Annotated in this window: 19 protein-coding genes and 1 pseudogene; 13 read left to right on the top strand and 7 right to left on the bottom strand. The window is 71.8% G+C overall.

Annotated elements, in window-relative coordinates; translation table 11 throughout:
- The coding region (locus KGQ19_RS38080) for a serine/threonine-protein kinase (protein WP_212018500.1) at positions 1-1,388 on the bottom strand (1,388 nt) is incomplete at its 3' end.
- A gap of 129 nt (positions 1,389-1,517) precedes the next feature.
- On the opposite strand from KGQ19_RS38080, the gene KGQ19_RS38075 reads away from it, so the two are divergent.
- Entirely contained in the window at positions 1,518-2,759 is a 1,242-nt protein-coding gene (locus KGQ19_RS38075) for an outer membrane protein assembly factor BamB family protein (RefSeq protein ID WP_212018498.1), read from the top strand.
- A gap of 5 nt (positions 2,760-2,764) precedes the next feature.
- On the opposite strand, the gene mug is transcribed toward KGQ19_RS38075, so the two are convergent.
- The gene (mug, locus tag KGQ19_RS38070) at positions 2,765-3,340 is read right to left on the bottom strand and encodes a G/U mismatch-specific DNA glycosylase (protein WP_212018496.1); all 576 of its coding nucleotides are present in this window, start codon (positions 3,338-3,340) and stop codon (positions 2,765-2,767) included.
- Between the two features lie 194 nt (positions 3,341-3,534).
- On the opposite strand from mug, the gene KGQ19_RS38065 reads away from it, so the two are divergent.
- From KGQ19_RS38065 to KGQ19_RS38025, 9 genes are all read left to right on the top strand, one after another.
- Positions 3,535-4,557, top strand: a complete 1,023-nt coding sequence (locus KGQ19_RS38065; protein ID WP_212018494.1) for a Gfo/Idh/MocA family protein — start codon at positions 3,535-3,537, stop codon at positions 4,555-4,557.
- A gap of 92 nt (positions 4,558-4,649) precedes the next feature.
- Positions 4,650-5,516, top strand: a complete 867-nt coding sequence (locus tag KGQ19_RS38060; protein WP_368862221.1) for a sugar phosphate isomerase/epimerase family protein — start codon at positions 4,650-4,652, stop codon at positions 5,514-5,516.
- A complete protein-coding gene (iolC, locus tag KGQ19_RS38055; protein WP_212018490.1) occupies positions 5,513-6,457 on the top strand; it encodes a 5-dehydro-2-deoxygluconokinase in 945 nt (314 codons plus the stop codon). Before KGQ19_RS38060 ends, iolC begins: the two co-directional genes overlap by 4 nt.
- A gap of 161 nt (positions 6,458-6,618) precedes the next feature.
- The gene (locus KGQ19_RS38050) at positions 6,619-7,518 is read left to right on the top strand and encodes a Cgl0159 family (beta/alpha)8-fold protein (RefSeq protein ID WP_212018488.1); all 900 of its coding nucleotides are present in this window, start codon (positions 6,619-6,621) and stop codon (positions 7,516-7,518) included.
- Between the two features lie 58 nt (positions 7,519-7,576).
- The gene (gene iolD / locus KGQ19_RS38045; protein WP_212018486.1) at positions 7,577-9,472 is read left to right on the top strand and encodes a 3D-(3,5/4)-trihydroxycyclohexane-1,2-dione acylhydrolase (decyclizing); all 1,896 of its coding nucleotides are present in this window, start codon (positions 7,577-7,579) and stop codon (positions 9,470-9,472) included.
- A 24-nt stretch (positions 9,473-9,496) separates the two neighbouring features.
- The gene (locus KGQ19_RS38040; RefSeq protein ID WP_212018484.1) at positions 9,497-10,570 is read left to right on the top strand and encodes a substrate-binding domain-containing protein; all 1,074 of its coding nucleotides are present in this window, start codon (positions 9,497-9,499) and stop codon (positions 10,568-10,570) included.
- On the top strand, positions 10,570-11,700 hold the full coding sequence (locus tag KGQ19_RS38035; RefSeq protein ID WP_212018482.1) for an ABC transporter permease: 1,131 nt from the start codon (positions 10,570-10,572) through the stop codon (positions 11,698-11,700). Before KGQ19_RS38040 ends, KGQ19_RS38035 begins: the two co-directional genes overlap by 1 nt.
- A complete protein-coding gene (locus tag KGQ19_RS38030; RefSeq protein WP_230420063.1) occupies positions 11,697-12,671 on the top strand; it encodes an ATP-binding cassette domain-containing protein in 975 nt (324 codons plus the stop codon). Before KGQ19_RS38035 ends, KGQ19_RS38030 begins: the two co-directional genes overlap by 4 nt.
- Positions 12,672-12,713: 42 nt before the next feature.
- A complete protein-coding gene (locus KGQ19_RS38025; protein ID WP_212018480.1) occupies positions 12,714-13,601 on the top strand; it encodes an inositol monophosphatase family protein in 888 nt (295 codons plus the stop codon).
- A gap of 29 nt (positions 13,602-13,630) precedes the next feature.
- On the opposite strand, the gene KGQ19_RS38020 is transcribed toward KGQ19_RS38025, so the two are convergent.
- The 4 genes from KGQ19_RS38020 to KGQ19_RS38005 are packed head-to-tail and all read right to left on the bottom strand — an operon-like array spanning position 13,631 to position 17,513.
- The gene (locus KGQ19_RS38020; RefSeq protein ID WP_212018478.1) at positions 13,631-14,929 is read right to left on the bottom strand and encodes an MFS transporter; all 1,299 of its coding nucleotides are present in this window, start codon (positions 14,927-14,929) and stop codon (positions 13,631-13,633) included.
- A complete protein-coding gene (locus tag KGQ19_RS38015) occupies positions 14,926-15,693 on the bottom strand; it encodes a helix-turn-helix domain-containing protein (RefSeq protein ID WP_212018476.1) in 768 nt (255 codons plus the stop codon). Before KGQ19_RS38015 ends, KGQ19_RS38020 begins: the two co-directional genes overlap by 4 nt.
- Before the next feature lie 54 nt (positions 15,694-15,747).
- Positions 15,748-16,428 carry a 4'-phosphopantetheinyl transferase family protein gene (locus tag KGQ19_RS38010; protein WP_212018473.1) on the bottom strand — a complete coding sequence of 227 codons (681 nt, stop codon included), beginning with the start codon at positions 16,426-16,428 and terminating at the stop codon, positions 15,748-15,750.
- On the bottom strand, positions 16,425-17,513 hold the full coding sequence (locus KGQ19_RS38005) for an alpha-hydroxy acid oxidase (protein WP_212018471.1): 1,089 nt from the start codon (positions 17,511-17,513) through the stop codon (positions 16,425-16,427). The genes KGQ19_RS38010 and KGQ19_RS38005 overlap by 4 nt, the downstream gene beginning before the upstream one ends.
- Before the next feature lie 125 nt (positions 17,514-17,638).
- Between KGQ19_RS38005 and KGQ19_RS38000 the strand changes: the two genes are divergently transcribed.
- Positions 17,639-18,115: a GNAT family N-acetyltransferase gene (locus tag KGQ19_RS38000; protein WP_212018469.1), complete on the top strand. Its 477-nt coding sequence runs from the start codon at positions 17,639-17,641 to the stop codon at positions 18,113-18,115.
- Between the two features lie 23 nt (positions 18,116-18,138).
- On the top strand, positions 18,139-19,110 hold the full coding sequence (locus KGQ19_RS37995) for a hypothetical protein (RefSeq protein ID WP_212018467.1): 972 nt from the start codon (positions 18,139-18,141) through the stop codon (positions 19,108-19,110).
- A gap of 58 nt (positions 19,111-19,168) precedes the next feature.
- Here KGQ19_RS37995 and KGQ19_RS37990 read toward each other — a convergent pair whose 3' ends face one another.
- Positions 19,169-20,035 (bottom strand): Fpg/Nei family DNA glycosylase, encoded by an 867-nt coding sequence (locus KGQ19_RS37990; protein WP_212018465.1) that lies wholly within the window; start codon positions 20,033-20,035, stop codon positions 19,169-19,171.
- Positions 20,036-20,211: 176 nt separating this feature from the next.
- Between KGQ19_RS37990 and KGQ19_RS37985 the strand changes: the two are divergent.
- Positions 20,212-20,599, top strand: a pseudogene (locus KGQ19_RS37985) (hypothetical protein); the annotation flags it as partial.

The following is a 20,599-nucleotide window of genomic DNA, read 5'->3' as shown; positions in this document are numbered from 1 at the left end:
GGGGTCGGGTGCGGCGTGGGGCGCGACGCCGGTTTGGTCGCCGTGGTGACTGGCGGGTGCGAGGTCGACCGGCTGTTCGGGTCCTGGGCGGGGACCGTGACCGTGACCGGGATCGAGCCGTTCTGAGCCGGCGGCGCGGTGCTGCCGTCGGGCTTCACCGGGCTGGCCGGGCCGATCGGGGTCGCAGCGGGCTTGTCCGACAGTGCCTGGTCGCTGGAGCCGCCGACAGCACCGGCGCCGCTGGTGTCGGAAGCACCGGAAGAGCCGGCAGTCGGCGGGAACGGCCCGCCCTTCTGGCTGCTGGACATGGTGCCACCGGGTCGCGGGGCGTCGGCCGCGGCGTTCGCAGTGCCGCCGCCGCGGCCGCTGCCTTCGACGACGGCGACGCAGGCCAGGATCACCGCGGCAGCCGCGGCCCCGCAGGCCACTGCGATGCGCTTGCCTGCGCGCTTGGGTGCCAGGGCCACGGTGGGCAGGTCGGCTGATTCCCCGGCGGTCAGCGGCAGCCCGAGGCCCAGCGCCGGCGGCTGCCACGCGACTCCGGTGAGCGGCTGCCACCGGGCCTCGCCGAAGGTGTCGATGATCTGCTGCGGAGTGGGACGGTCTCCAGGCTCCTTGGCCAGGCAGCCTTCGACCAGCCGGCGCAGGTCCTCGTCATCGTCGGCGACGCCGGTGAGGTCCGGCTCGTTGTTGACGACCCGGTGCAGGATCGCCAGCGGCGCGCCGTCGCCGAAGGCGAGCCGGCCGGTCGCGGCGAACACCAGAAGCGCGCCGAGGGCGAACACGTCGGAGGCGGCTTCCACCGAGCGCCCGTCGGCTTGCTCGGGAGACATGAACGCGGGTGTGCCGAGGGTCTGGCCGGTGTTGGTCAGCAGCGAGGCGTCCAGGGCGCGGGCCACACCGAAGTCGATGACCTTGGGCCCGTCCGGGCCGAGCAGGACGTTCGCGGGTTTGAGGTCGCGGTGGACGACCTCCGCGGCGTGGATGACCCGCAGGGCTTGGGCGATGGCCGCTGCCAGGGCCCGAAGACGCCCGTCGTCGAACGCGCCGCCCTGCTCGATCGCGTCCTGCAGGGTCGGCCCGGGGACGTATTCGGTGGCCAGCCACGGTCGCGTGCCGTCGGTCTGTGCGTTGTAGATCTCTGCGATCCGCGGGGAACGCACCCGCCCGGCCACCTCCAACTCCCGCGCGAAACGCTTGCGGAACGCCGGGATGTCGGCCAGATCGGACCTGACGACCTTCACCGCCGCCTGCCGCCCGTCGGCGTCGGTGCCCAGGAACACCCGGCCCATCGCACCGGATCCGAGCTGGGTGACCAGCAGATACGGGCCGATCTGGTCGGTGGCGGCGGGACCTGCGGGGTCCGCGCTGCGTACGTTGCCGTTCATATTCACGTCATGCCTCCCCGATGCGGCGTCCTTACATTATGGGGCCAAGGCTTGGGGACCGGTCCTTGACCGGGCCGGGAAGGGCCGGGCACGCTGAGCGCACGGGTGGAAGCTGACGGGGGGAAGCTCATGGAACGCCGCGCATTCCTGGCCGCGGTGACGGCCGCCGGTTCCGCGGTCCCGCTGCTGGGGCTGGCCGGCTGTGGCAGTTCCGGCCGGGTGTCAGGCTCCGGTTCGGGCTCCGGTTCCGGTGCTGGCGCGGGTCCCGGCTCGGGGCACAGTGGGCCAGACGCCGGCTCTGGCCCGGTCGCCGGGCAGGTCCTTTACACCGGCATCGAGGACGCGGCGGTCGCGGTGGACGCCGGGAGCGGCAAGGTGCTGTGGACGTACGCGCTCACCGCGCACAGCGATCTTGTGGCGGTCTGCATGGGGCCGTCCGCCGTCTACCTCCTCGACGACAGCGGCTATCTGAACGCGGTCGACGCCCGTGGCCGCCGACTGGTGCGGCAGGCTCTGCCCGACCGTACAGACAACCTGGTCACCGCGGTGCCGCTCTACCTCGACGGGCAGCTGTTCGTGGCGAACTGGGACAACAAGGTCAACGTGCTCGACGCGACGACCCTGCGGCCCCGGGGCTGGAACTACGACTACCACGGCAACGCCATGCGGAGCAGTCCGGTCGGCACTGACGGCACCGTCTATCTCAGCCTGCCCAATAACTTCGTCGTGGCGGTCAAGGCCGCCGACGGGACGAAGGTCTGGAGCTGGTCGGCCTCGGGCGACTGCGGTACGCCGGTGATCGCCGGTGACAGGCTGCTGCTGACAGTGGGCGAGCAGTACCTGGTGTCGCTGGACCGGGGGAGCGGCCGGTTGCAGTGGACCGCGTCCGGTGGATCCTTCAGCCGTCCGGTCGTCGCCGGCGACCAGGTCTACTGCCAGCGGGGTGCGCAGATGTGCGGCCTCAACCTGGCCGACGGCCGCGAACGCTGGTCGGTCACGGTCCTGACCGAGCGGGCGGTGGACGGCCCGGCGGCCTCGCCCGCAGCCTCCGGCACGGTGCTGGTCGGCTACGAGGAGGGCTTCGTCAGCGCGACGTCCATGGCTGGGAACTACTCCGGCTTCTACCTCAACCCGGCCGGGTTCAATGCCGCGACCGGCGCCAAGCTCTGGGAACGGAAAGACCTCCTCCTCCAGGACTCAGCTGTCGTGACCGCGGGCGGTGAGGCGTTCATGAACGTCGCCTACCAGCTCAACAGCAACACCGAGAAGTACGCGCTCGCCTGCCTGGACGCCACGAGCGGCACGACCAAGTGGCTCGCGGATGTGAAGGCCACAGGCTCGCCCCTGCTGGCGACTCCCCCCAAGACGTGAGGACCTCAGGAGCCGCTCCGGCCGGCGGTGTCCGGTCCTTCCCGCACGACCTCGCGCAGCTCCGCGAACGCCGCCGCGAGCGTGTCGACCGTGTAGTGCGCGTTCAGCCCGCTGGGATTGGGCAGCACCCACACCCCGGTCTCGCCGACCACCTGCCCCTGGCGGCCCATCACGGCCTTCGGCGCGTCGAACGCCACCCGGTACGCGCCGATCCCGACGACCGCCAGCCACCGTGGCCGGAACTCGCGTACCTTCTCCCGCAGCACCTCCCCGCCGCCGCGGTACTCCTCGGCCCGCAGCTCGGCGGCGCCGGCGGTGGCGCGCGCCACGACGTTGGTGATGCCCAGCCCCAGCCCGATCAGCTCCTCCTGCTCAGCCGGCGCCAGCTGCCGCGGGGTGAAGCCGGAGCGGTGCAGCGCCGGCCAGAACCGGTTGCCGGGCCGGGCGAAGTGCTGCCCGGTCAGGGCCGAGACCAGGCCGGGGTTGATGCCGCAGAACAGGACGTCCAGGTCCGGGCCGATGATGTCCGGGATGTGGCGGCCGTTCGCGGCGGCCAGGTCCTCGGCGGTGTAGCGGGGCATCTACGGACGATATCCGTAGGAGGCGGTGTCATCGGCCGGGACCCCGGCGCTGTCGGGGTCCGGGAGGTATCAAGGCCGTGATGACAACCTGTCCGGAAGTTAAAATGTCATAACATTCGGTTGACCGGCTGCCCGGTGCGCAGGAAGCTCGCAACAAGTGGCCACCACACGCACCCGCGGCGACGGAGGCTGGTATGACACTGTTGGGGCTGGTCGGCGTCGGGCGCATCGGGGCCCTGCACGCCAGGACGCTGCATGCGCTGCCGGGCGTCGAGGTGGTGGTCGCCGATGTGCAGGGCGGCCGGGCCGAGGAGTCGGCCGCCTCGCTCGGGGTGCGGTGGGCGCCCGATATCGGCTCGCTGCTGCGCACCGAGTTGGACGGGCTCGTCGTCGCCACGCCCACCGGTAGTCACGCCGAGCTGATCGAGCGCGGGGTCGCCGCCGGGGTGCCGGTGTTCTGCGAGAAACCCGTGGCCGAGAACAGCGCCAAGACGCTGGAGGTCATCAAGGGCGTCGACAAGTACGGCGGCCGGGTGCAGATCGGGTTCCAGCGCCGCTTCGACTCCGGGTACACGGCGGCGCGCGCCGAGGTGCTGGCCGGTGCCCTGGGGCGGGTGCACACGCTGCGCGCCCAGACCTGCGATCCGTTCCCGCCGCCCGCCGGATACATCGCGACCTCCGGCGGGATCTTCCGGGACTGTAGTGTGCACGACTTCGACGCCATCCGCTGGGTCACCGGCCGCGAGGTGACCTCGGTGTTCGCCTCCGGTTCGGCCCGCGGTGAGGCGTTCTTCGCCGAGTCCGGCGACGCTGACACCGCGGCCGCGGTGCTGCGGCTGGACGACGACGCGTTGGCGACGGTGACGGCGACGCGCTATCACGGCGCGGGGTATGCGGTGACGCTGGATGTGCAGGGGACGCGCGGGAGTGTCGGCGCGGGGTACGACGACGGTTTTCCGTTGCGGCCGGTCGGTGACGGCCCCGAGGAGAAATCCGGTGACGCCGCGTGGCCGAAGGGCCCGGCGCACGCCGGCTTCCTGGACCGCTTCCGCGAGGCGTACGTCAGGGAGCTGCAAGCCTTCGTGGAGTTCGCCGCGGGCCGTATCGAGAACCCCTGCCCGGTCGGCGACGCGCTGGAGGCGCTCTACGTCGCAGAAGCCTGTGACATCTCCCGAGCCGAGGACCGGCCGGTGAAGCTGGCCGAGGTGCGGCGATGAGTGCCAGCAGTGCGAGGAGTACCGGCAGTGCCGGCAGTGCCGGCAGTGCCAGGGGTACCAGCAACGCCGGCAGTGCCAGGGGCGCCAAGGACATCGTGGAACGGATCGCCGGCGCGCCGATCTCGTGGGGCGTCTGCGAGGTGCCGGGCTGGGGACATCAGCTCTCTGCCTCGCGGGTACTGACCGAGATGGCCGAGGCGGGCCTGCGGGCCACCGAGTTCGGCCCCGACGGCTTCCTGCCCGACGACCCCGATGCCCGCCGCACCCTGCTGCGCGAATATCAGCTCGCTGCCATCGGCGGCTTCGTCCCGGTGGTGCTGCACGAACCCGACCACGACGCCTGGCCGGCGGTGGCCGAAGCCCTGGACGGCTTCACCGCCTCCGGCGCCGACCTGCTCGTCCTGGCCGCCGTCACCGGACGGGAGGGCTATGACTCCCGGCCGGAGCTGGACGCCGCGGGCTGGCGCCGGCTGTTCTGGAACCTGGACCGCATCCGCACCCGCGCGGTCGGCCTGGGCATCCGGACCTGCCTGCACCCGCACGTCGGCACGATGATCGAGACCGGCCAGGACGTGGACCGGTTCCTGGACGGCTCGGCCACGCCGCTGTGCCTGGACACCGGGCACCTGCTGATCGGCGGCGGCGACCCGGCCCGGCTGGCGCGCGAGGCCGGCGACCGGATCGTGCACACCCACCTGAAGGACGTGGACGCCGCCGCGGCCGAGCGGGTCCGCGCCGGCGAGGTGACGTACTACGACGCGGTGCGCGCCGGGATGTACCGGCCGCTGGGCCGGGGCGACGCCGACATCGCAGGAGTCGTGTCCGCCTTGGAAGGGAACGAATATCAGGGCTGGTACGTGCTGGAGCAGGACACGGTGCTGGACGCCGAGCCGCCGGACGGTGCCGGCCCCGCCGCCGACGTGCGCGCCTGCGCCGCCTACCTGGAGGGCCTGGCATGACCTACGACGTCATCACGATGGGCCGGATCGGCGTGGACATCTACCCGCTCCAGGTCGGCGTGGGACTGGAGGACGTCGAGACGTTCGGCAAGTTCCTCGGCGGCAGCGCCACCAACGTCGCGGTCGCCGCCGCCCGGCACGGCCGCCGCACCGCGGTGGTCACCCGGGTCGGTGCGGACCCGTTCGGGCGCTTCGCACGGCGCGCGCTGCGCGGGTTCGGGGTCGACGACGCGTTCCTGGCCGAGATCGAGGGCGTGCCGACGCCGGTCACCTTCTGCGAGATGTTCCCGCCGGACGACTTCCCGATCTACTTCTACCGCTGGCCCAAGGCCCCGGACCTGATGATCGACCCGGAGGAGCTGGACCTGGACGCGATCGCCGGCGCGGGCGTGTTCTGGGCGACGCTCACCGGGCTGTCCGCCGAACCCAGCCGCTCGGCGCACCACGCGGCGTGGCAGGTACGGGAGCGCAGGCCGCACACCGTGCTGGACCTGGACTACCGCACGCAGTTCTGGGAGTCGCGCACAGCTGCCGGACGCGCGGCGCGCTTGGCGCTGCCGCACGTGACGGTCGCGGTCGGGAACGTGGACGAGTGCTACACGGCGGTGGGGGAGAGCGATCCGCACCTGGCCGCGCAGGCGCTGTTGAGCCTGGGGCCCGAGCTGGCGGTGGTGAAGCTGGGCGCAGACGGCGTGCTCGCCAAGACCGCGGACACGACGCTCGAAGTCCCGGCCCGGCCGGTGAAGGTGCTCAACGGCCTCGGCGCGGGCGACGCCTTCGGCGGCGCGCTGTGTCACGGGCTGCTGGAGGGCTGGCCGCTGGAGCGGATGCTGCGCTTCGCGAACACCGCCGGGGCGCTGGTCGCCGCGCGGATCGAGTGCTCGACGGCGATGCCGGGGACCGATGAGGTGTTGGCGGCGCTGGAGGTCGGGGATGTGTGAGGGCGCGGCTTCGCGGGCCGCACTCACGGTTCCGCGGGCCGCGCTCAAAGGACTGATAGGGCATGCCTGCCGTCGGCCGGCCCGGCGGTGTGGCGCCGGGCCGGCCGACACCCCCACCCGGCGCCGCCCCCCGCGCCCCGAATCGCCCATGGAGGTCGTCCATGCTTGACGTCGGGGAGCTCAGGAGGCTTCGGCGACTGCGCGTCGCCGAGCCGGAGGCGATCGCGGCGGCCGCGTTGCAGCGGCGGCGCCGGCGCTCGTTGCTGGACGGCGGCGGGCGGCTCATGCTGATCGCCGCGGACCATCCGGCGCGCGGGGCGCTGGGGGTGCGCGACGATCCGTTGGCGATGGGTGATCGGCGGGAGTTGCTGGACCGCCTGGTGGTGGCTTTGGCGCGGCCCGGTGTGGACGGGGTGCTGGCCACGCCCGACATCGTGGAGGATCTGCTGCTGCTCGGGGCGCTGGAGGACCGGGTGGTCGTCGGCTCCATGAACCGGGGCGGGCTGGCCGGTTCCGTCTCAGAGCTCGATGACCGCTTCACCGCCTACGACGCCGCCGCGATCGCCGCCTCCGGTCTGGACGGCGGCAAGATGCTGCTGCGCATCGACCTCGGCGACCCGGACACCGTCGCGACGCTGGAAGCCTGCGGCCGGGCCGTGTCCGAGCTGGCCGCGCGGCGGCTGGTGGCGATGATCGAGCCGTTCATGGCGGCCCGGGCCGACAACGGCCGGCTGCGCAACGACCTGTCGGCCGCCGCCGTCGTACGCGCCTGCGCGATAGCCGGCGGCCTGGGCTCGACCAGCGCCTACACCTGGCTCAAGCTGCCGGTGGTCGAGGACATGGAGCGGGTCCTGGCCGCCACCACACTGCCGGTCCTGCTGCTCGGCGGCGATCCCGACGGCGCGCCGGAGGAGACGTACGCGGCCTGGGAGAAGGCGCTGGCGCTGGAGGGCGTGAACGGCCTGGTCGTCGGCAGAGCCCTGCTTTACCCGCCGGACGGCGACGTCGCCGCGGCGGTGGACACCGCCACCGCGCTGGTGAAGTCCGGGGTGCGGGAATGAGCGCGGGAGTGGACCCGGGAGTGGACGCGGGAACGAGCTCGGGAATGAGCACTCTGAAATGAGCACCCTGATCAGCCCCGGCACCCGCCGGCTCACCGTCGCCCAGGCCCTGGTCGGCTTCCTGGCGGTGCAGCACACCGAGCGCGACGGCGTCGAGCACCGCCTGATCGAGGGCGTGTTCGGCATCTTCGGCCACGGCAACGTCGCCGGTCTGGGCGAGGCGCTGCTCGGCCTGGAACTGGCCGATCCCACGCTGCTCCCGTACCGGCAGGCCCGCAACGAGCAGGCGATGGTCCACACCGCCGCCGCCTTCGCCCGCATGCGCGACCGGCTGTCCGCCTACGCCTGCACCACCTCCGTCGGCCCCGGCGCCACCAACCTCGTCACCGGCGCGGCGCTGGCCACGGTCAACCGCCTGCCGGTGCTGTTGCTGCCCGGCGACGTCTTCGCGACCCGGACCGCCAACCCGGTCCTGCAAGAACTCGAAGACCCGCGCAGCCTGGACATCTCCGTCAACGACACGCTGCGGCCGGTGTCCCGCTACTTCGACCGCGTCAACCGCCCCGAGCAGCTGCCGGCGGCGCTGCTGGCCGCCATGCGGGTGCTGACCGACCCCGCCGACACCGGGGCCGTGACGCTGGCCCTGCCGCAGGACGTGCAGGCTGAGGCGTGGGACTGGCCCGAGGAGCTGTTCGAGCACCGCCTCTGGCACGTCCCGCGCCCCCGGGCCGACCGCGAAGCCCTGCGCCGGGCCCTGGCCGCGATCAGAGGCGCCGAACGGCCGCTCATCATCGCCGGCGGCGGTGTCACCTATTCGCAGGCCACTGACACGCTCCGGGATTTCGCGCACGCCACCGGCGTCCCGGTCGCCGAAACCCAGGCGGGCAAAGGCGCGATGCCGCACGACGACCCGCTGTCCCTCGGCGCGGTCGGTGCGACCGGCACCTCCGCGGCGAACCTGATCGCCGCGCGAGCCGACGTCGTCATCGGCATCGGCACCCGCTGGTCGGACTTCACCACCGCCTCGCGCACCGTCTTCGCCGATCCCGGCGTGCGCTTCGTCAACATCAACGTCGCCGCCTTCGACGCCGCCAAGCACGCGGGCATATCAGTGGTCGCCGACGCCCGTGCGGCACTTGAAGAACTCGGCGCGGAGCTCGAAGGCTGGACGACCGACACCGCCTATCGCGCCGAGATCGCCGACACCCGCGCGCGGTGGGCCCGCACGCTGGCGGCCGCCTACAACTTCGCCAACGCGCCGCTGCCTTCGCAGATCGAGGTGATCGCCGCCGTCAACGACGCCGTCGATCCGGCCGACGTCGTGGTCTGCGCGGCCGGTTCGATGCCCGGGGATCTGCACAAACTGTGGCGGTGCAAGGGCGATCCGAAGTCCTACCACGTCGAGTACGGCTACTCCTGCATGGGCTACGAGATCGCCGGCGGCCTCGGGGTGAAGCTGGCCGCGCCCGAGCGCGAGGTCTACGTCATGGTCGGCGACGGCTCCTACCTGATGCTGGCCCAGGAGATCGTCACCGCGGTCGCCGAAGGCGTGAAGCTGATCGTGGTCCTGGTCGACAACGGCGGCTACGCCTCCATCGGCCGGCTCTCGGAATCCCTTGGCTCCCAACGCTTCGGCACCGCCTACCGCTACCGCGCCGCCTCCGGACGCCTGGACGGCGGCCCGCTCCCGGTCGATCTGGCCGCCAACGCCGCGAGCCTCGGCGCCGCCGTCGAACGGGCCACCGATCTGGAGGAGTTCGAAGCGGCGCTGGCGCGCGCGAAGACGGCCGACCGCATCACGGTCGTGCACGTCACCACCGATCCGATGGCCGGCGCCCCGGACGGCGGCGCCTGGTGGGACGTGCCGGTCGCGCAGGTGTCAGAACTGGAATCCACAATCGCGGCCAGATCGGGGTATGAGGAGGCGAAGAAAGCTCAACGCCCGTACCTGTGAACCACACATGTGGAGGAGGCACGTATGGCACCGAGAACACGTCTTCGGACTCTTCGGACCGGCCGGCTGCTCACCGCGGCGCTGGCCGCACTGCTCCTGATCGCCGGCTGCTCGTCGAGCTCGTCCGGCTCGGCCAAGACCGCTTCGGGCGGCGGCTCCTGTCCCTACACCTTCGCCGTGATCACCCACGGCGACAACGGGAACTTCTGGAGCGTCGTCTACAAGGGCGCCAAGGACGCGGCCAAGGACACCGGCTGCAAGCTGTCCGAGACCTACGGCTCGCAGCAGCAGGGCCAGGCCCAGCCGGACGACAACGCCGAGAACGCGCAGATCCAGAACGCGATCAACGCCAAGGTGAACGGGATCGTCGTCTCCGACCACGCGCCGAGCGTCATGAACTCCACCCTGGCCTCGGCCGCTGCCGCCGGTATCCCGGTGGTGCTGGTCAACGCCGGCTGCGACGACGCCGACATCGCCGCGTCCAAGGCCATCACCTGCGTCGGGCAGCCCGAGCAACTGGCCGGGAAGCAGGCCGGACAGCGGTTCGCCAAGGAAGGCGCCACCAACGTGCTCTGCGTCGTCCACCAGTCCGGGCAGAACCTGCTCGACCGGTGCGACGGCATCGCCCAGGGCCTCGGCGTCGGACAGCGGTGCTCCACCGGCACCGCCCCGGCGTCCGGTCCGGCCTGCACCGAGCTGCTCCTGTCCACGCCGAACGCCGCCTCCAACCCGCAGCAGGCCGTCGGCCAGGTCACCGCCTACCTCCAGTCGCATCCCGGGATCAACGCCGTGATGACGCTGAACAACGCGATCGGCCAGTCGTTGGTGACGGCCAAGCCCGCCAACGTGAAGATCGCCACCTTCGACCTGAACAGCGACGTGCAGAACGACCTGGAGGCCTCGCCGCCGACCCTCGACTTCGCCGTGGACCAGCAGCAGTACCTCCAGGGCTACCTCCCGGTGGAGTTCCTGTACCTCTACGACAAGCACGAGGGCAACGCGGTCGGCGGCGGCACCACCGTGGCCAGCGGCCCCAAGCTCGTCGACAGCACCAACGTCAAGTCGGTGGCCGCCGCGATCGCGGCCGGGGACGACTGATGACCAGCGCGGACACGGCGGTGGCCCGGCCCGATGAGGCCGGGCCGCCGCCCGCCGGACCGCCGGCGGCCGATCCCGGGACCGGGGACGGCCGCGGCGGACAGGCCGGCGCGCTCACCAGGATTCTGCGACGCCCGGCGCTGGGCGCGCTGCTCGGCGCGGTCGCGGTGTTCGTGCTGTTCACGATCACCGACAGCACCCCGCAGCACCTGTGGCTGACCCAGACCGGTTTCCAGGCCTGGGCGCAGCAGGCGGCGTTCTTCGGGATCATGGCGGTGCCGGTCGGCCTGTTGATGATCGGCGGCGAGTTCGACCTGTCCACCGGCGGCATGACCGGGTTCTGCGCGATCATCATGGCGCTGCTGGTCGGAAACGAGCACTGGAACGCCTGGGCCGCGGTCGCCGTGACGTTCGCCTTCGGGGCGCTGGTCGGCGCGGTGAACGGGCTCGTCGTGACCCGCTCGGGGCTGCCGAGCTTCATCGTCACGCTGGCCACCTACTTCGTCTTCCGCGGCCTGTCGGTCGGCGGAGTGCTGAAGGTGAACCACGGCAGCACCAACATCGGCCTGACCGGCACCGACCATCCCGGGCTCAAGAGCGCCAAGGACGTCTTCGGCGGCTCCTTCGCCCACAGCTCCGGGCTGCCGGTCGGCTACCAGACCGGGATCCTGTGGTTCGTCGGCGTCACGGTCGTCGCGGTCTGGGTCCTGGCCCGGACCCGGTTTGGGAACTGGGTGTTCGCGGTCGGCGGCGACGCCGACGCCGCGCGCAAGGTCGGGGTCCCGGTGCGGCGTACCAAGATCCTGCTGTTCATGACGACCTCGACCGCCGCCGCGCTGGTCGGCGTCATCTCGTTCCTGCAGACCAACACCGCGGTGTCCGAGCAAGGTGTCGGCTACGAGTTCTACTACATCATCGCCGCGGTGGTCGGCGGCTGTCTGCTCACCGGCGGGCACGGCTCGGCGCTCGGTGCCGCGCTGGGGGCCTGCATCATCGGGATGGCGTTGCAGGGCGTCATCTACTCCGGCTGGGACAGCTCCTGGGACTTCACGTTCCTCGGCGCGATCCTGTTCCTGGCCGTGGCCGTCAATACCCTGACCTACCAGCGAGCGATGAGGGCGCGCCGATGACGACGACGGACGATGCGCCGATGGCGGCGCCCGGCGCCGCAGCCGTGGGCGCCGTGCTGCTGGAGGCCGACGGGGTCGGCAAGTACTTCGGAAGCGTGCGGGCCTTGTCCGGGGTGTCGCTTTCGGTACGCGCCGGGCAGGTGACGTGCGTGCTCGGCGACAACGGAGCCGGCAAGTCCACGCTCATCAAGATCCTGTCCGGGGTGTTCACACCGGACGAGGGCGAGGTGCGGGTGGACGGCGGGGCCGTGAAGTTCCACAGCCCGCGCGACGCCTTGTCCGCGGGCATCGCGACCGTGTTCCAGGACCTGGCGATGGTGCCGCTGATGGCGATCTGGCGGAACTTCTTCCTGGGGTCGGAGCCGACCAGGGGCTGGGGCCCGTGGCGGCGGTTCGACGTCGAGGCCGCCCGGACCCGTACCCGCGAGGGCCTGGCGGCGATGGGCATCGACCTGCGCGACCCGGACCAGCCGGTCGGCACGCTGTCCGGCGGGGAGCGGCAGTCGGTGGCGATCGCCCGCGCCGTGCACTTCGGGGCCAGGGTCCTGATTCTGGACGAGCCGACGTCGGCGCTCGGCGTGAAGCAGGCCGGGGTGGTGCTGCGCCGGGTCGCGCAGGCCCGGGAGCGCGGGCTCGGCGTCGTGTTCATCACGCACAACCCACACCACGCGTACCCGGTGGGGGACCGGTTCGTGGTGCTGAACCGGGGCCGGCTGCTCGGGGACTGGGCCAAGGGCGAGATCGGGCGGGACGACCTGGTGCGGCTCATGTCGGGAGGAGCGGAACTGGACGCGCTCAGCCACGAGCTGGAACGGATGCCGGGGCTTGAGGAGCAGGCGCCGGACCCTGTCGTGGCGCCGGAGGAGCAGGCAACTGCGGCGGCGACTGATGCCTCGCTCGCGCCGCCGACTGACGCGCCGCCCGCGCCGACGACTGCAGCGCTGCCCGCGGCGCCCGAGGAAGATGGTTGACGTACAGTGGCTGACGACGACGGTTGATAGAAGGACCTTGCCATGCCCTTGCCCCACCCCGCGACCCTCGGCGCGATCCGCGTCGCCCGGGAGGCCGCCACCTTGATCCGCCGCTCGGCCCAGCCGCGCCGGCTCCGTTTCAAGACCTCGGCCGCGGACCTGGTCACCGCCACCGACCTGCGGGTCGAGCGGCTGGTCCGGTCCTGGCTGAAGGCCACCCACCCGGACCACGCGATCGTCGGCGAGGAGGGCGGCGGCCTGGCCGAGATGGACCTGGCCCGGCCGACCTGGTTCATCGACCCGGTCGACGGCACCACCAACTTCGTGCGCGGCATCCCGCACTGCGCCTGCTCGATCGCGTTCTGGGACGGGCAGCGGCTGGCGCTGGGCGTGGTGGCGGACGTGGCGCGCCGACGCGTGTACTGGGCCGAGGCCGGGCGCGGGGCGTATGAGGGGCGTCGGCGGCTGCGTGCCTCGCCGGTGCGGCGGCTGGACCGGGCGGTGCTGGCCACCGGCTTCCCGCCGACCCGGTCCTTCGACCCCGACGACAACCTGGCCGAGTTCTCCTCGGTGTTCCGGCAGTCCCGGGACGTGCGGCGCACCGGCAGTGCGGCGATCGACCTGGCGTGGGTCGCCTCCGGCCGGCTGGACTGCTACTGGGAGCAGCGCTGCGGCCCGTGGGACTGGGCCGCCGGGGTGCTTCTGGTGCGCGAGGCCGGTGGGAAGGCCACGACCTACGCCGGGCTTGAGTGGCATCCCGGGGACGCGGATCTGGTTGCCTCCAACGGGCCCGTGCACCCGGCGCTGATCGAGTCGTTCGTCGAGGCGCGGGCGGCGGCGGGGTTCCCGGTTCGGCCGCCGCAGCCGGCATTCGCCACACCGACGCCGGCTGCGGCGGGCTCGGGGACGTCGGCGGCGTCGTCCACGTAAGGGAGTGGGGGACGGCCGTCCACGTCGGCTCAGGCGGCCTCAGCCGGTACCTCGCGCAGTTTGCGCAGCGGCGAGGGCAGGAGGAACAGGACGCTGCAGGACGCGCCGATCGTGGAGATCCACAGCGAGCCGCGCATCCCGACGGCGACGGCCAGCACGCCGCCGCTGAGCGCGCCGAGCGGGCGGATGCCGTAGTTGATGGTCTGCAGGACGCCGGAGATGCGGGAGCGGATGTCGTCCGGCATGACGGCGGTGAGGTAGGCGTTGGCGGTGACGTCCAGGACCATCACGCCGAGCCCGCTCAGGAACTCGTACGCGAACAAGGTCAGGATGACCAGGAGCTTCGGGCCGCCGGCCAGCACCACCAGGACGTGCGGGGCCGCGAAGCCGAGGAAGCCCAGGGTCATCGCCGTGCCGATGCCGATCCGGGCCACGATCCGCCGGGTCAGCGCGGCGCCGACCAGCCCGCCGACCGCCCCCGCGCCGAGGACCACGCCGAGCAGACCGGCGTTGAGGTGCAGGTAGTCGGTGACGTAGAGGATGAACAGGGCTTGGAAGATGAAGTCGAAGAAGTTGACGGTCGCCACGGCGGCGGACAGGGCCCTGATCCCCGGCGTCCGGGCGATCCACTGGAGGCCGACGAGGTAGCCGCCCTCGGTGCGCGGCGCGGGTTCGGGCTCGACCGGCGATATCCGGCTCAGCGACAGGGCCGAGGCCACGTAGCTGCCGGCGTCGGCGACCAGGGCGAACGGCGCGGTCAGGAACTGCACGGCCAGGCCGCCGATGCTGGGGCCGGAGACGTAGGCGAAGGCGCGGCTGCCGTTGTCCAGCGATGAGGCCGCCACCAGATCGTCGGCCGGGACCATGGCGGCGAACAACGTGTTGCTGGCGATATTGAACAGCACGGCGAGCGTCCCCACGGTGAGTTCGGCGACGATCAGCTGCGCGATGGTCAGCACGCCGAAGGCGTAGGCCAGCGGCACCGACAGCACCGCCAGGAAGCGTCCGACGTCGGCGTACATCATGATCCGGCGCCGGCTCGGCCGCCGGTCCATCCACACCCCGGCCCAGACGGAGAACAGCAACGCCGGGATCATCGGCGCGGCGGTGAGCCAGGACATCGCGGTGGGACCGGCGTGGAACAGCCCGACGGCGGCCAGCGGCATGGCGATGCGGTGCACCTCGTCGCCGATCAGCGAGACGCTGTGGCCGAACCAGTAGCGGCGGAAGTCACGGCGGTGCAGGACGGCGGGGAGCCGGTCGCGGAGGGCGGCGGGGACGCGGGTGGATATGGCGCCTTCGGCGGGTGCTTCGGCGGCAGCGGTCATGACGGGCCGCCATTGGTGCGGTCGGCGCTGGGGTTGGGACTGGTCTCGGAGGCGGAGCCGGAGCCGGGGCTTTGGTCGGTGCTGGCGCCGGTGCTGGAGCTGGAGCTTTGGCCGAGGCTGGAGCTCTGGTCAACACTGGTGCTGGAGCTGTCGGTGTTGTCGTCGTCGTTGTTCCCGCCAGCGGCCGTGCCGCGATTCTGCCGGAAAGCGATCCGCAGCACCTGCACCAACTCCGCGCCGGCGGGCCGCAGCTCGGGCCGTGTGTTGCGATCCGAGAACCGGTGCAGCAACTCGTCGATGCCGTCCCGCAGCTCCAGCAGCTCGCTCGGCGTCACGTACAGCAGCTCGTCGCCGAAGGCCTCGGCTTTCTGCCACTCCCGCGGCAGTTGTTCCCAGGTCCGTTCGGCGTTGACCACCAACTCGAAGTAGTGCTGGGCCAGGAACGTCCGCAGTTCGGTCGTGGCGGCGTCGACCGCCGGATCCCCCGAGGCCCGCGAGATGTTCGTCTGCTGCGCCGTGGCCCGCCACGGCTTCTGCCGTCCGGGCCCGGGCACCTCCTCGACCACGCCGTATTTCGCGAGCATGCGCAGGTGGTAGCTACAGCTGGCCACCGACTCGCCGGTCAGCTCGGCGGCGCGGGTGGCGGTCAGCGGGCCCTCGGTGCGCAGTATCCCGACCAGCGCCATCCGGGTGCGGTGCGCGTAGGCGCGGATGGCCTGCGGGTCCGTCAGATGCAGGACGTCATCGTGCTCTGTGTCGGCCATGCATCTAAAGATAGCTTTCTAAAGAAACCTTTACAAGGCTTCGCCGCAGGTCATCTATGCCTCGAAGTCCATTACCTCCACCTGAAACGGGGCTTCTCCGAACAAAGCGACCGCGGCCCGGTAGCCGCTGGGCACCGGCACCGGCAGCACCCGGTGCCGGTGGTGTCCGGCCGGCTCCACGCACGCCACCAGGTCCCGCTGCAGCACCGCGGCCTTCGTGTTCGCCCACCCCACGCCGCCGGCCACCTTCGCCGCCGCCTCCTTGCGGGTCCACAGCCGCGCGTAGCGGTCGGTCTGCTCCAGCAGGTCGTGGCCGCCGGCGACGTAACGGGCCTCGAAGGGGAGGAAGTAGCGCTCGGACATGTCCACGGGGTCCAGGCTCTCGGCGAGCCGGCAGACGTCCACGCCGACCGTGCGCCTGGCCGCGACCGCCAGCAGCGCCAGTGCGCCGTCGTGGGCCAGGCTGATGTGCGGGACCCCGCCGGCCAGTTCGGGCTTGCCGTTGGCGTCGACCGCGAAGGTCACGGCCTGCGGCTCCAGGTCCAGCTCGCGGCCCAGGATCACGCGGCGCGCGCCGTGTGCGACCAGGTAGCGGTGCCGGTCGCGCTCCTGGAGGAAGTCGGCGGCGTGCGCGGTCTCGTCTTCGTCGAGCAGGCTCTCGTAGTTCTCGGCGGTTTCCGGGGCGGTGTCCGTGCGGATCACCCAGACGCGGATCCGATCGGTCCGATCGGTCATGGGCGCACCGCCGTGCGGTCGATGTCGGCCAGGGTCGGGGTGCCCATCAGGGTCATGGTGTGTTCGAGCTCTGAGGTGGCCAGGCGCAGGACGTCGGTGACGCCTTCGGCCCCGCCGGCGGCCAGCCCCCACAGGAACGGCCGGCCGATCAGGACCGCGCTGGCGCCCAGGGCGAGGGCGGTGAAGACGTCGGTGCCGCGGCGGATGCCGCCGTCGATGAGGACCGGCATGGTCCCGGCCACGGCCTGGACGCATTCTTCGAGGGCGTCGATGGTCGGCACCGCGTTGTCCAGCTGCCGGCCGCCGTGGTTGGAGACCACGATGCCGTCCACGCCGTGCTCGGCGGCCAGCCGCGCGTCCTCGGCGGTCAGCACGCCCTTGAGCAGGATCGGCTTGCTGGTGCGCGCGCGCAGCCAGGCCAGGTCGTCCCAGGTCAGTGCCCGGTCGAAGGAGGTCTCGGCGTGCGCGGCGATCGCCGAGTCGGCCTCGTGCGCCTGGTGCGCCTCGGCCATCACCGCCGGATCGACGTTCACCGCCGCGACGCCCTCGGGCAGCGTGAAGCCGTTGCGCATGTCGCGCAGCCGCTGCCCGATGCGCTTGGCGTCCAGTGTCACGACGAACGCCTCATAACCGGCGGCTTCGGCGCGGTCGATCAGTTGCTCCAGGACGGCGCGCCGGCGCAGCCAGTAGAGCTGGAGCCACAACGGCCCGCCGGCCGCCCGCGCGATGTCCTCCAGGGTGCGGCTGGCGAAGATGCCGACGACCGTCAGCGCCGCCGCCGCACCGGCGCCGCGCACGGTGGCGACCTCGCCTTCGGGGTGCAGCAAACGGTGGTAGGCGACCGGCGCCAGGCCGATCGGGGTGGCCAGGGGGGTGCCGAACAGGGCGGTGCGGGTGTCGATCTTGTCGACGTCGGTGAGGATGCGGGGGCGCAGGCGACGGTGGTCGTAGGCGGCGGTGTTGGCGGCCAGGGTGCGCTCGTCGCCGGAACCGCCGTCGACGAAGTCCCACACGGGGCGGGTGACGTGACCGGCCGCGAGGTCGCGATAGTCGGTCAGGCGCAGTGGAGCGTTTTGGGTCCCCATGGACTTCACGTTTCCGAGCCGCACCGCTCCAAACGCACTCCCGCGGCCCCCGTGCGAACGCCGTGACCAGGGGCAGCGGCGGTGGCAGCGATTTGTTGTCAGTAGGTCGCAATAGTCTGTATTCCATGAGCGGAACCGTCCTGCGCGACATGCGCGAAAGCGACCTGCCGGCGTTGTTCGAGATCCAGTGCGACGCCGACGGGCAGGTGATGGCCGCCTTCACCAATACCGCCAACGATCGCGAGGCCTACCTCGCCAAGCACCGCCGACTGTTGGCCGACGACCGGCTGGTGCGGGTCGTGGTGGAGCTCGACGGCGAGGTCGTGGGCAGCGCGGCGGCCTTCCCTCTTGGTAAAGAGGAAGAGATCCACGTGACGTACTGGATCCGGCGCGACCGCTGGGGCCGCGGGCTGGCCGCCGCGGCGTTGGCGGCGGTGCTGGAGCAGGTACCGACCCGGCCGGTGTTCGCCTCGGCGGCGCACGACAACGCCGGGTCGATCCGGGTGCTGGAGAAGAACGGGTTCCGGCACGTCGGGAAAGACCGGGGGTTCGCCGAGGCGCGGGGTGAGGAGATCGAGGAGGTGATGTTCCGGCTGGACTGAGACCTGTTTATAGTCGAATACTGATGACGAATACGGACCCCGGGGACCTCCCCGGCGACACCGGCCCCCCGGTCGACTCCAGCCCCTCGGTCGACACCGACTCCGCGGTCGAAGCCGAAGACCCCGCTTCCTCCGCCGAGGAGGCACTGGCCGCCGCCGAGCGGTGGTTCGTCCGGCACGGGGTGCCGCACTTCGCCGAGAACCCCTACTACGTGTCCGGCCTGCCCGCCTTCCTGCGGCCGTTCGCCGCCTTCATCAGGCTGCTGCGACTCGGCGCCATGCTCGGGTTCTGGAGCGTGCGGCGGGTGTTCGCCGAGATCCGCGAGGTCGGGCACCTGGCGGTCCGCGCACTGCCGCTGCTCGCGCTGTTCGGCATGGTCATCTTCTTCACCCGGGACTTCTGGCAGATCGCGGCGGCCCTGGCCTCCGGCTGGCTGTGGGTGACGGCCGCGTTCTTCGTCCTGCTGATCCAGGCGTTCCTGGTGGCGCGGCTACCGGAGGAATTCGGCACGCTGCCCAAGGCCTGCACCCCCGACCGGATACGAGCCAGCTGCGCCGCGACCCCGCTGGCCGAGCTCGCGGAAGCCGAGGGCGAGCTGGCCACCGACCCGGCCCTGGGACTGGGACAACGCCGCAACATGTTCCTGTATCTGCTGCTCACCCAGACCATCCAGATCAGCCTGCTCAGCTGGATGGTGTTCTTCTTCTACGTGGTCTTCGGCGCCATAGCGGTCCGCCCGCCGGTCCTGAAGGACTGGTTCGGCCACATACCCCCCGACGCGCACCTGTTGGGGATGCGCGTCCCGGGCGTCAGCAGCGAACTGCTGCACGTGGCGGTGCTCCTGGCGGGTTTGAGCGCGCTGTACTTCGCCATCACCGCGCTGACGGACACCGTCTACCGCCGCGAGTTCTTCGATCGGACGCTGGCCGAGCTGGACAAGGCGATCCATATGCGGTGCGCGTATCTGACGGTGCGCGGCGGCGGGCGGTCCTGAGCCGCTGCCACGTCCGCAGCCGCTACTTCAACGACTACTTCCACAACTCCTTCAACGACTACTTCAACAACTTCGACATCCGCCGGTCGGCCAGCGGCTTGCCGCCGGTCTGGCACGTCGGGCAGTACTGCAACGACGAGTCGGCGAAGGAGACCTCGCGGATCGTGTCGCCGCAGACCGGGCACTTCTCGCCGGTGCGGCCGTGGACGCGCAGGCCGGACTTCTTCTCCGACTTCAGGTCCTTCATCGGCAGGCCGCGGGAGCGCTCGATGGCGTCGCTGAGGGTGCTGAGGGTCTTCTGGTAGAGGTCGGCGACCTCTTCGGGGGTCAGCTTGGCCGCCAGTTTGAAGGGGGACATGCGGGCGGCGTGCAGGATCTCGTCGCTGTAGGCGTTGCCGATGCCGGCCAGCACGCTCTGGTCGCGGAGGACGCCCTTGATCTGGCGGCGCTCGTCCTTCAACAGGTCGGTGAAGGTCTCGACGGTGAACTGTGCGGACAGGGGGTCGATGCCCAGCCGGGCGATGCCGGGGACCTCGGCCGGGTCCCGGACCACGTAGACGGCCAGTCCCTTCTTCGTCCCGTACTCGGTCACATCGATCCCGCTGCCGGCCGGCTCGGCCATGCGCACCCGCAGCGCCAGCGGCCCCTTGCCCGGCCGTGGCGGCGTGGTCGACAGCTCCTCCTGCCAGCGCACCCACCCGGCACGGGCCAGGTGCAGTACCAGGTGGATGTCGCCGACGCTGAAGTCCAGGAACTTCCCATGCCGCCCCACCCCGCTGACGACCTGGCCCTCCAGCGCCGACAGTGGCGGGTCGTAGGTCTTCAGGGCCTGGATGGCGACGGGCGTCGCGGCCGCCACCGTGTGTCCGGTCAGATGCTCGTCCAGGAACGCGGCCAGCGCCTGGACCTCAGGCAGTTCGGGCATGAGAGCAGTCTGCCTGGTGTCGGCGGGCTGTGCTCGCCGGAGCGGAGCGTCCCGCGGGTGAAAAAGCGCGCGCCACGCGGGCAGGTCACCGTTTCAGCCGCCGCGATTGGTTAGATTCCGGCCATCCACTATCGAAAACGGGAGCAGTTGTGCGCAAGTGCGTGTCAATGGTCGCTTTGGCGTCCGCAGCCTTAGGGCTGGCCGCCTGTTCGGCCCAGGACCGGCCTCGGGAGCCGGCCGGTGCGGCGCAGCCGCTCAGTGCGCGGGCCGCGTCGCACGCGGATCACGCGCACGGCGCGCCGCTCGCCGCCGCTCCGGCCGCGGCCTCGGCCGCGGATCCCGCGGGGCACGCCGCGCCTGCCGTGCCCGCGGCGTCCGGCGCGGTGCCGGGGCAGCCGGCTCCCGGCCAGGGCGCGCGCCACGAGCCCGCCGGGGCCGTCGTCGCACCCGTCCCGGTCCTCATCCCGTCCGGCACCACCGACGTGGCCCCGCATTCCGCGCACCACCACGCCCCCGGCGCTACCGGCGCGGTCGGCGCCATGATCCCGGCCGGGGAGGCCGCCC

The organism is Catenulispora pinistramenti (assembly GCF_018274385.1).
Lineage (GTDB): Bacteria > Actinomycetota > Actinomycetes > Streptomycetales > Catenulisporaceae > Catenulispora > Catenulispora pinistramenti.
The sequence above is the reverse complement of the archived record's forward strand: the minus strand, read 5'-3'. Positions and strand labels throughout refer to the sequence as shown.

Bases quoted from the DNA above. Each gene is read 5' to 3' on its own strand.
- KGQ19_RS38075 (WP_212018498.1), top strand. From the start codon at position 1,518: ATGGAACGCCGCGCATTCCTGGCCGCGGTGACGGCCGCCGGTTCCGCG.
- mug (WP_212018496.1), bottom strand. From the start codon at position 3,340: ATGCCCCGCTACACCGCCGAGGACCTGGCCGCCGCGAACGGCCGCCAC.
- KGQ19_RS38065 (WP_212018494.1), top strand. From the start codon at position 3,535: ATGACACTGTTGGGGCTGGTCGGCGTCGGGCGCATCGGGGCCCTGCAC.
- iolC (WP_212018490.1), top strand. From the start codon at position 5,513: ATGACCTACGACGTCATCACGATGGGCCGGATCGGCGTGGACATCTAC.
- KGQ19_RS38050 (WP_212018488.1), top strand. From the start codon at position 6,619: ATGCTTGACGTCGGGGAGCTCAGGAGGCTTCGGCGACTGCGCGTCGCC.
- iolD (WP_212018486.1), top strand. From the start codon at position 7,577: ATGAGCACCCTGATCAGCCCCGGCACCCGCCGGCTCACCGTCGCCCAG.
- KGQ19_RS38040 (WP_212018484.1), top strand. From the start codon at position 9,497: ATGGCACCGAGAACACGTCTTCGGACTCTTCGGACCGGCCGGCTGCTC.
- KGQ19_RS38035 (WP_212018482.1), top strand. From the start codon at position 10,570: ATGACCAGCGCGGACACGGCGGTGGCCCGGCCCGATGAGGCCGGGCCG.
- KGQ19_RS38030 (WP_230420063.1), top strand. From the start codon at position 11,697: ATGACGACGACGGACGATGCGCCGATGGCGGCGCCCGGCGCCGCAGCC.
- KGQ19_RS38025 (WP_212018480.1), top strand. From the start codon at position 12,714: ATGCCCTTGCCCCACCCCGCGACCCTCGGCGCGATCCGCGTCGCCCGG.
- KGQ19_RS38020 (WP_212018478.1), bottom strand. From the start codon at position 14,929: ATGACCGCTGCCGCCGAAGCACCCGCCGAAGGCGCCATATCCACCCGC.
- KGQ19_RS38015 (WP_212018476.1), bottom strand. From the start codon at position 15,693: ATGGCCGACACAGAGCACGATGACGTCCTGCATCTGACGGACCCGCAG.
- KGQ19_RS38010 (WP_212018473.1), bottom strand. From the start codon at position 16,428: ATGACCGATCGGACCGATCGGATCCGCGTCTGGGTGATCCGCACGGAC.
- KGQ19_RS38005 (WP_212018471.1), bottom strand. From the start codon at position 17,513: ATGGGGACCCAAAACGCTCCACTGCGCCTGACCGACTATCGCGACCTC.
- KGQ19_RS38000 (WP_212018469.1), top strand. From the start codon at position 17,639: ATGAGCGGAACCGTCCTGCGCGACATGCGCGAAAGCGACCTGCCGGCG.
- KGQ19_RS37995 (WP_212018467.1), top strand. From the start codon at position 18,139: ATGACGAATACGGACCCCGGGGACCTCCCCGGCGACACCGGCCCCCCG.
- KGQ19_RS37990 (WP_212018465.1), bottom strand. From the start codon at position 20,035: ATGCCCGAACTGCCTGAGGTCCAGGCGCTGGCCGCGTTCCTGGACGAG.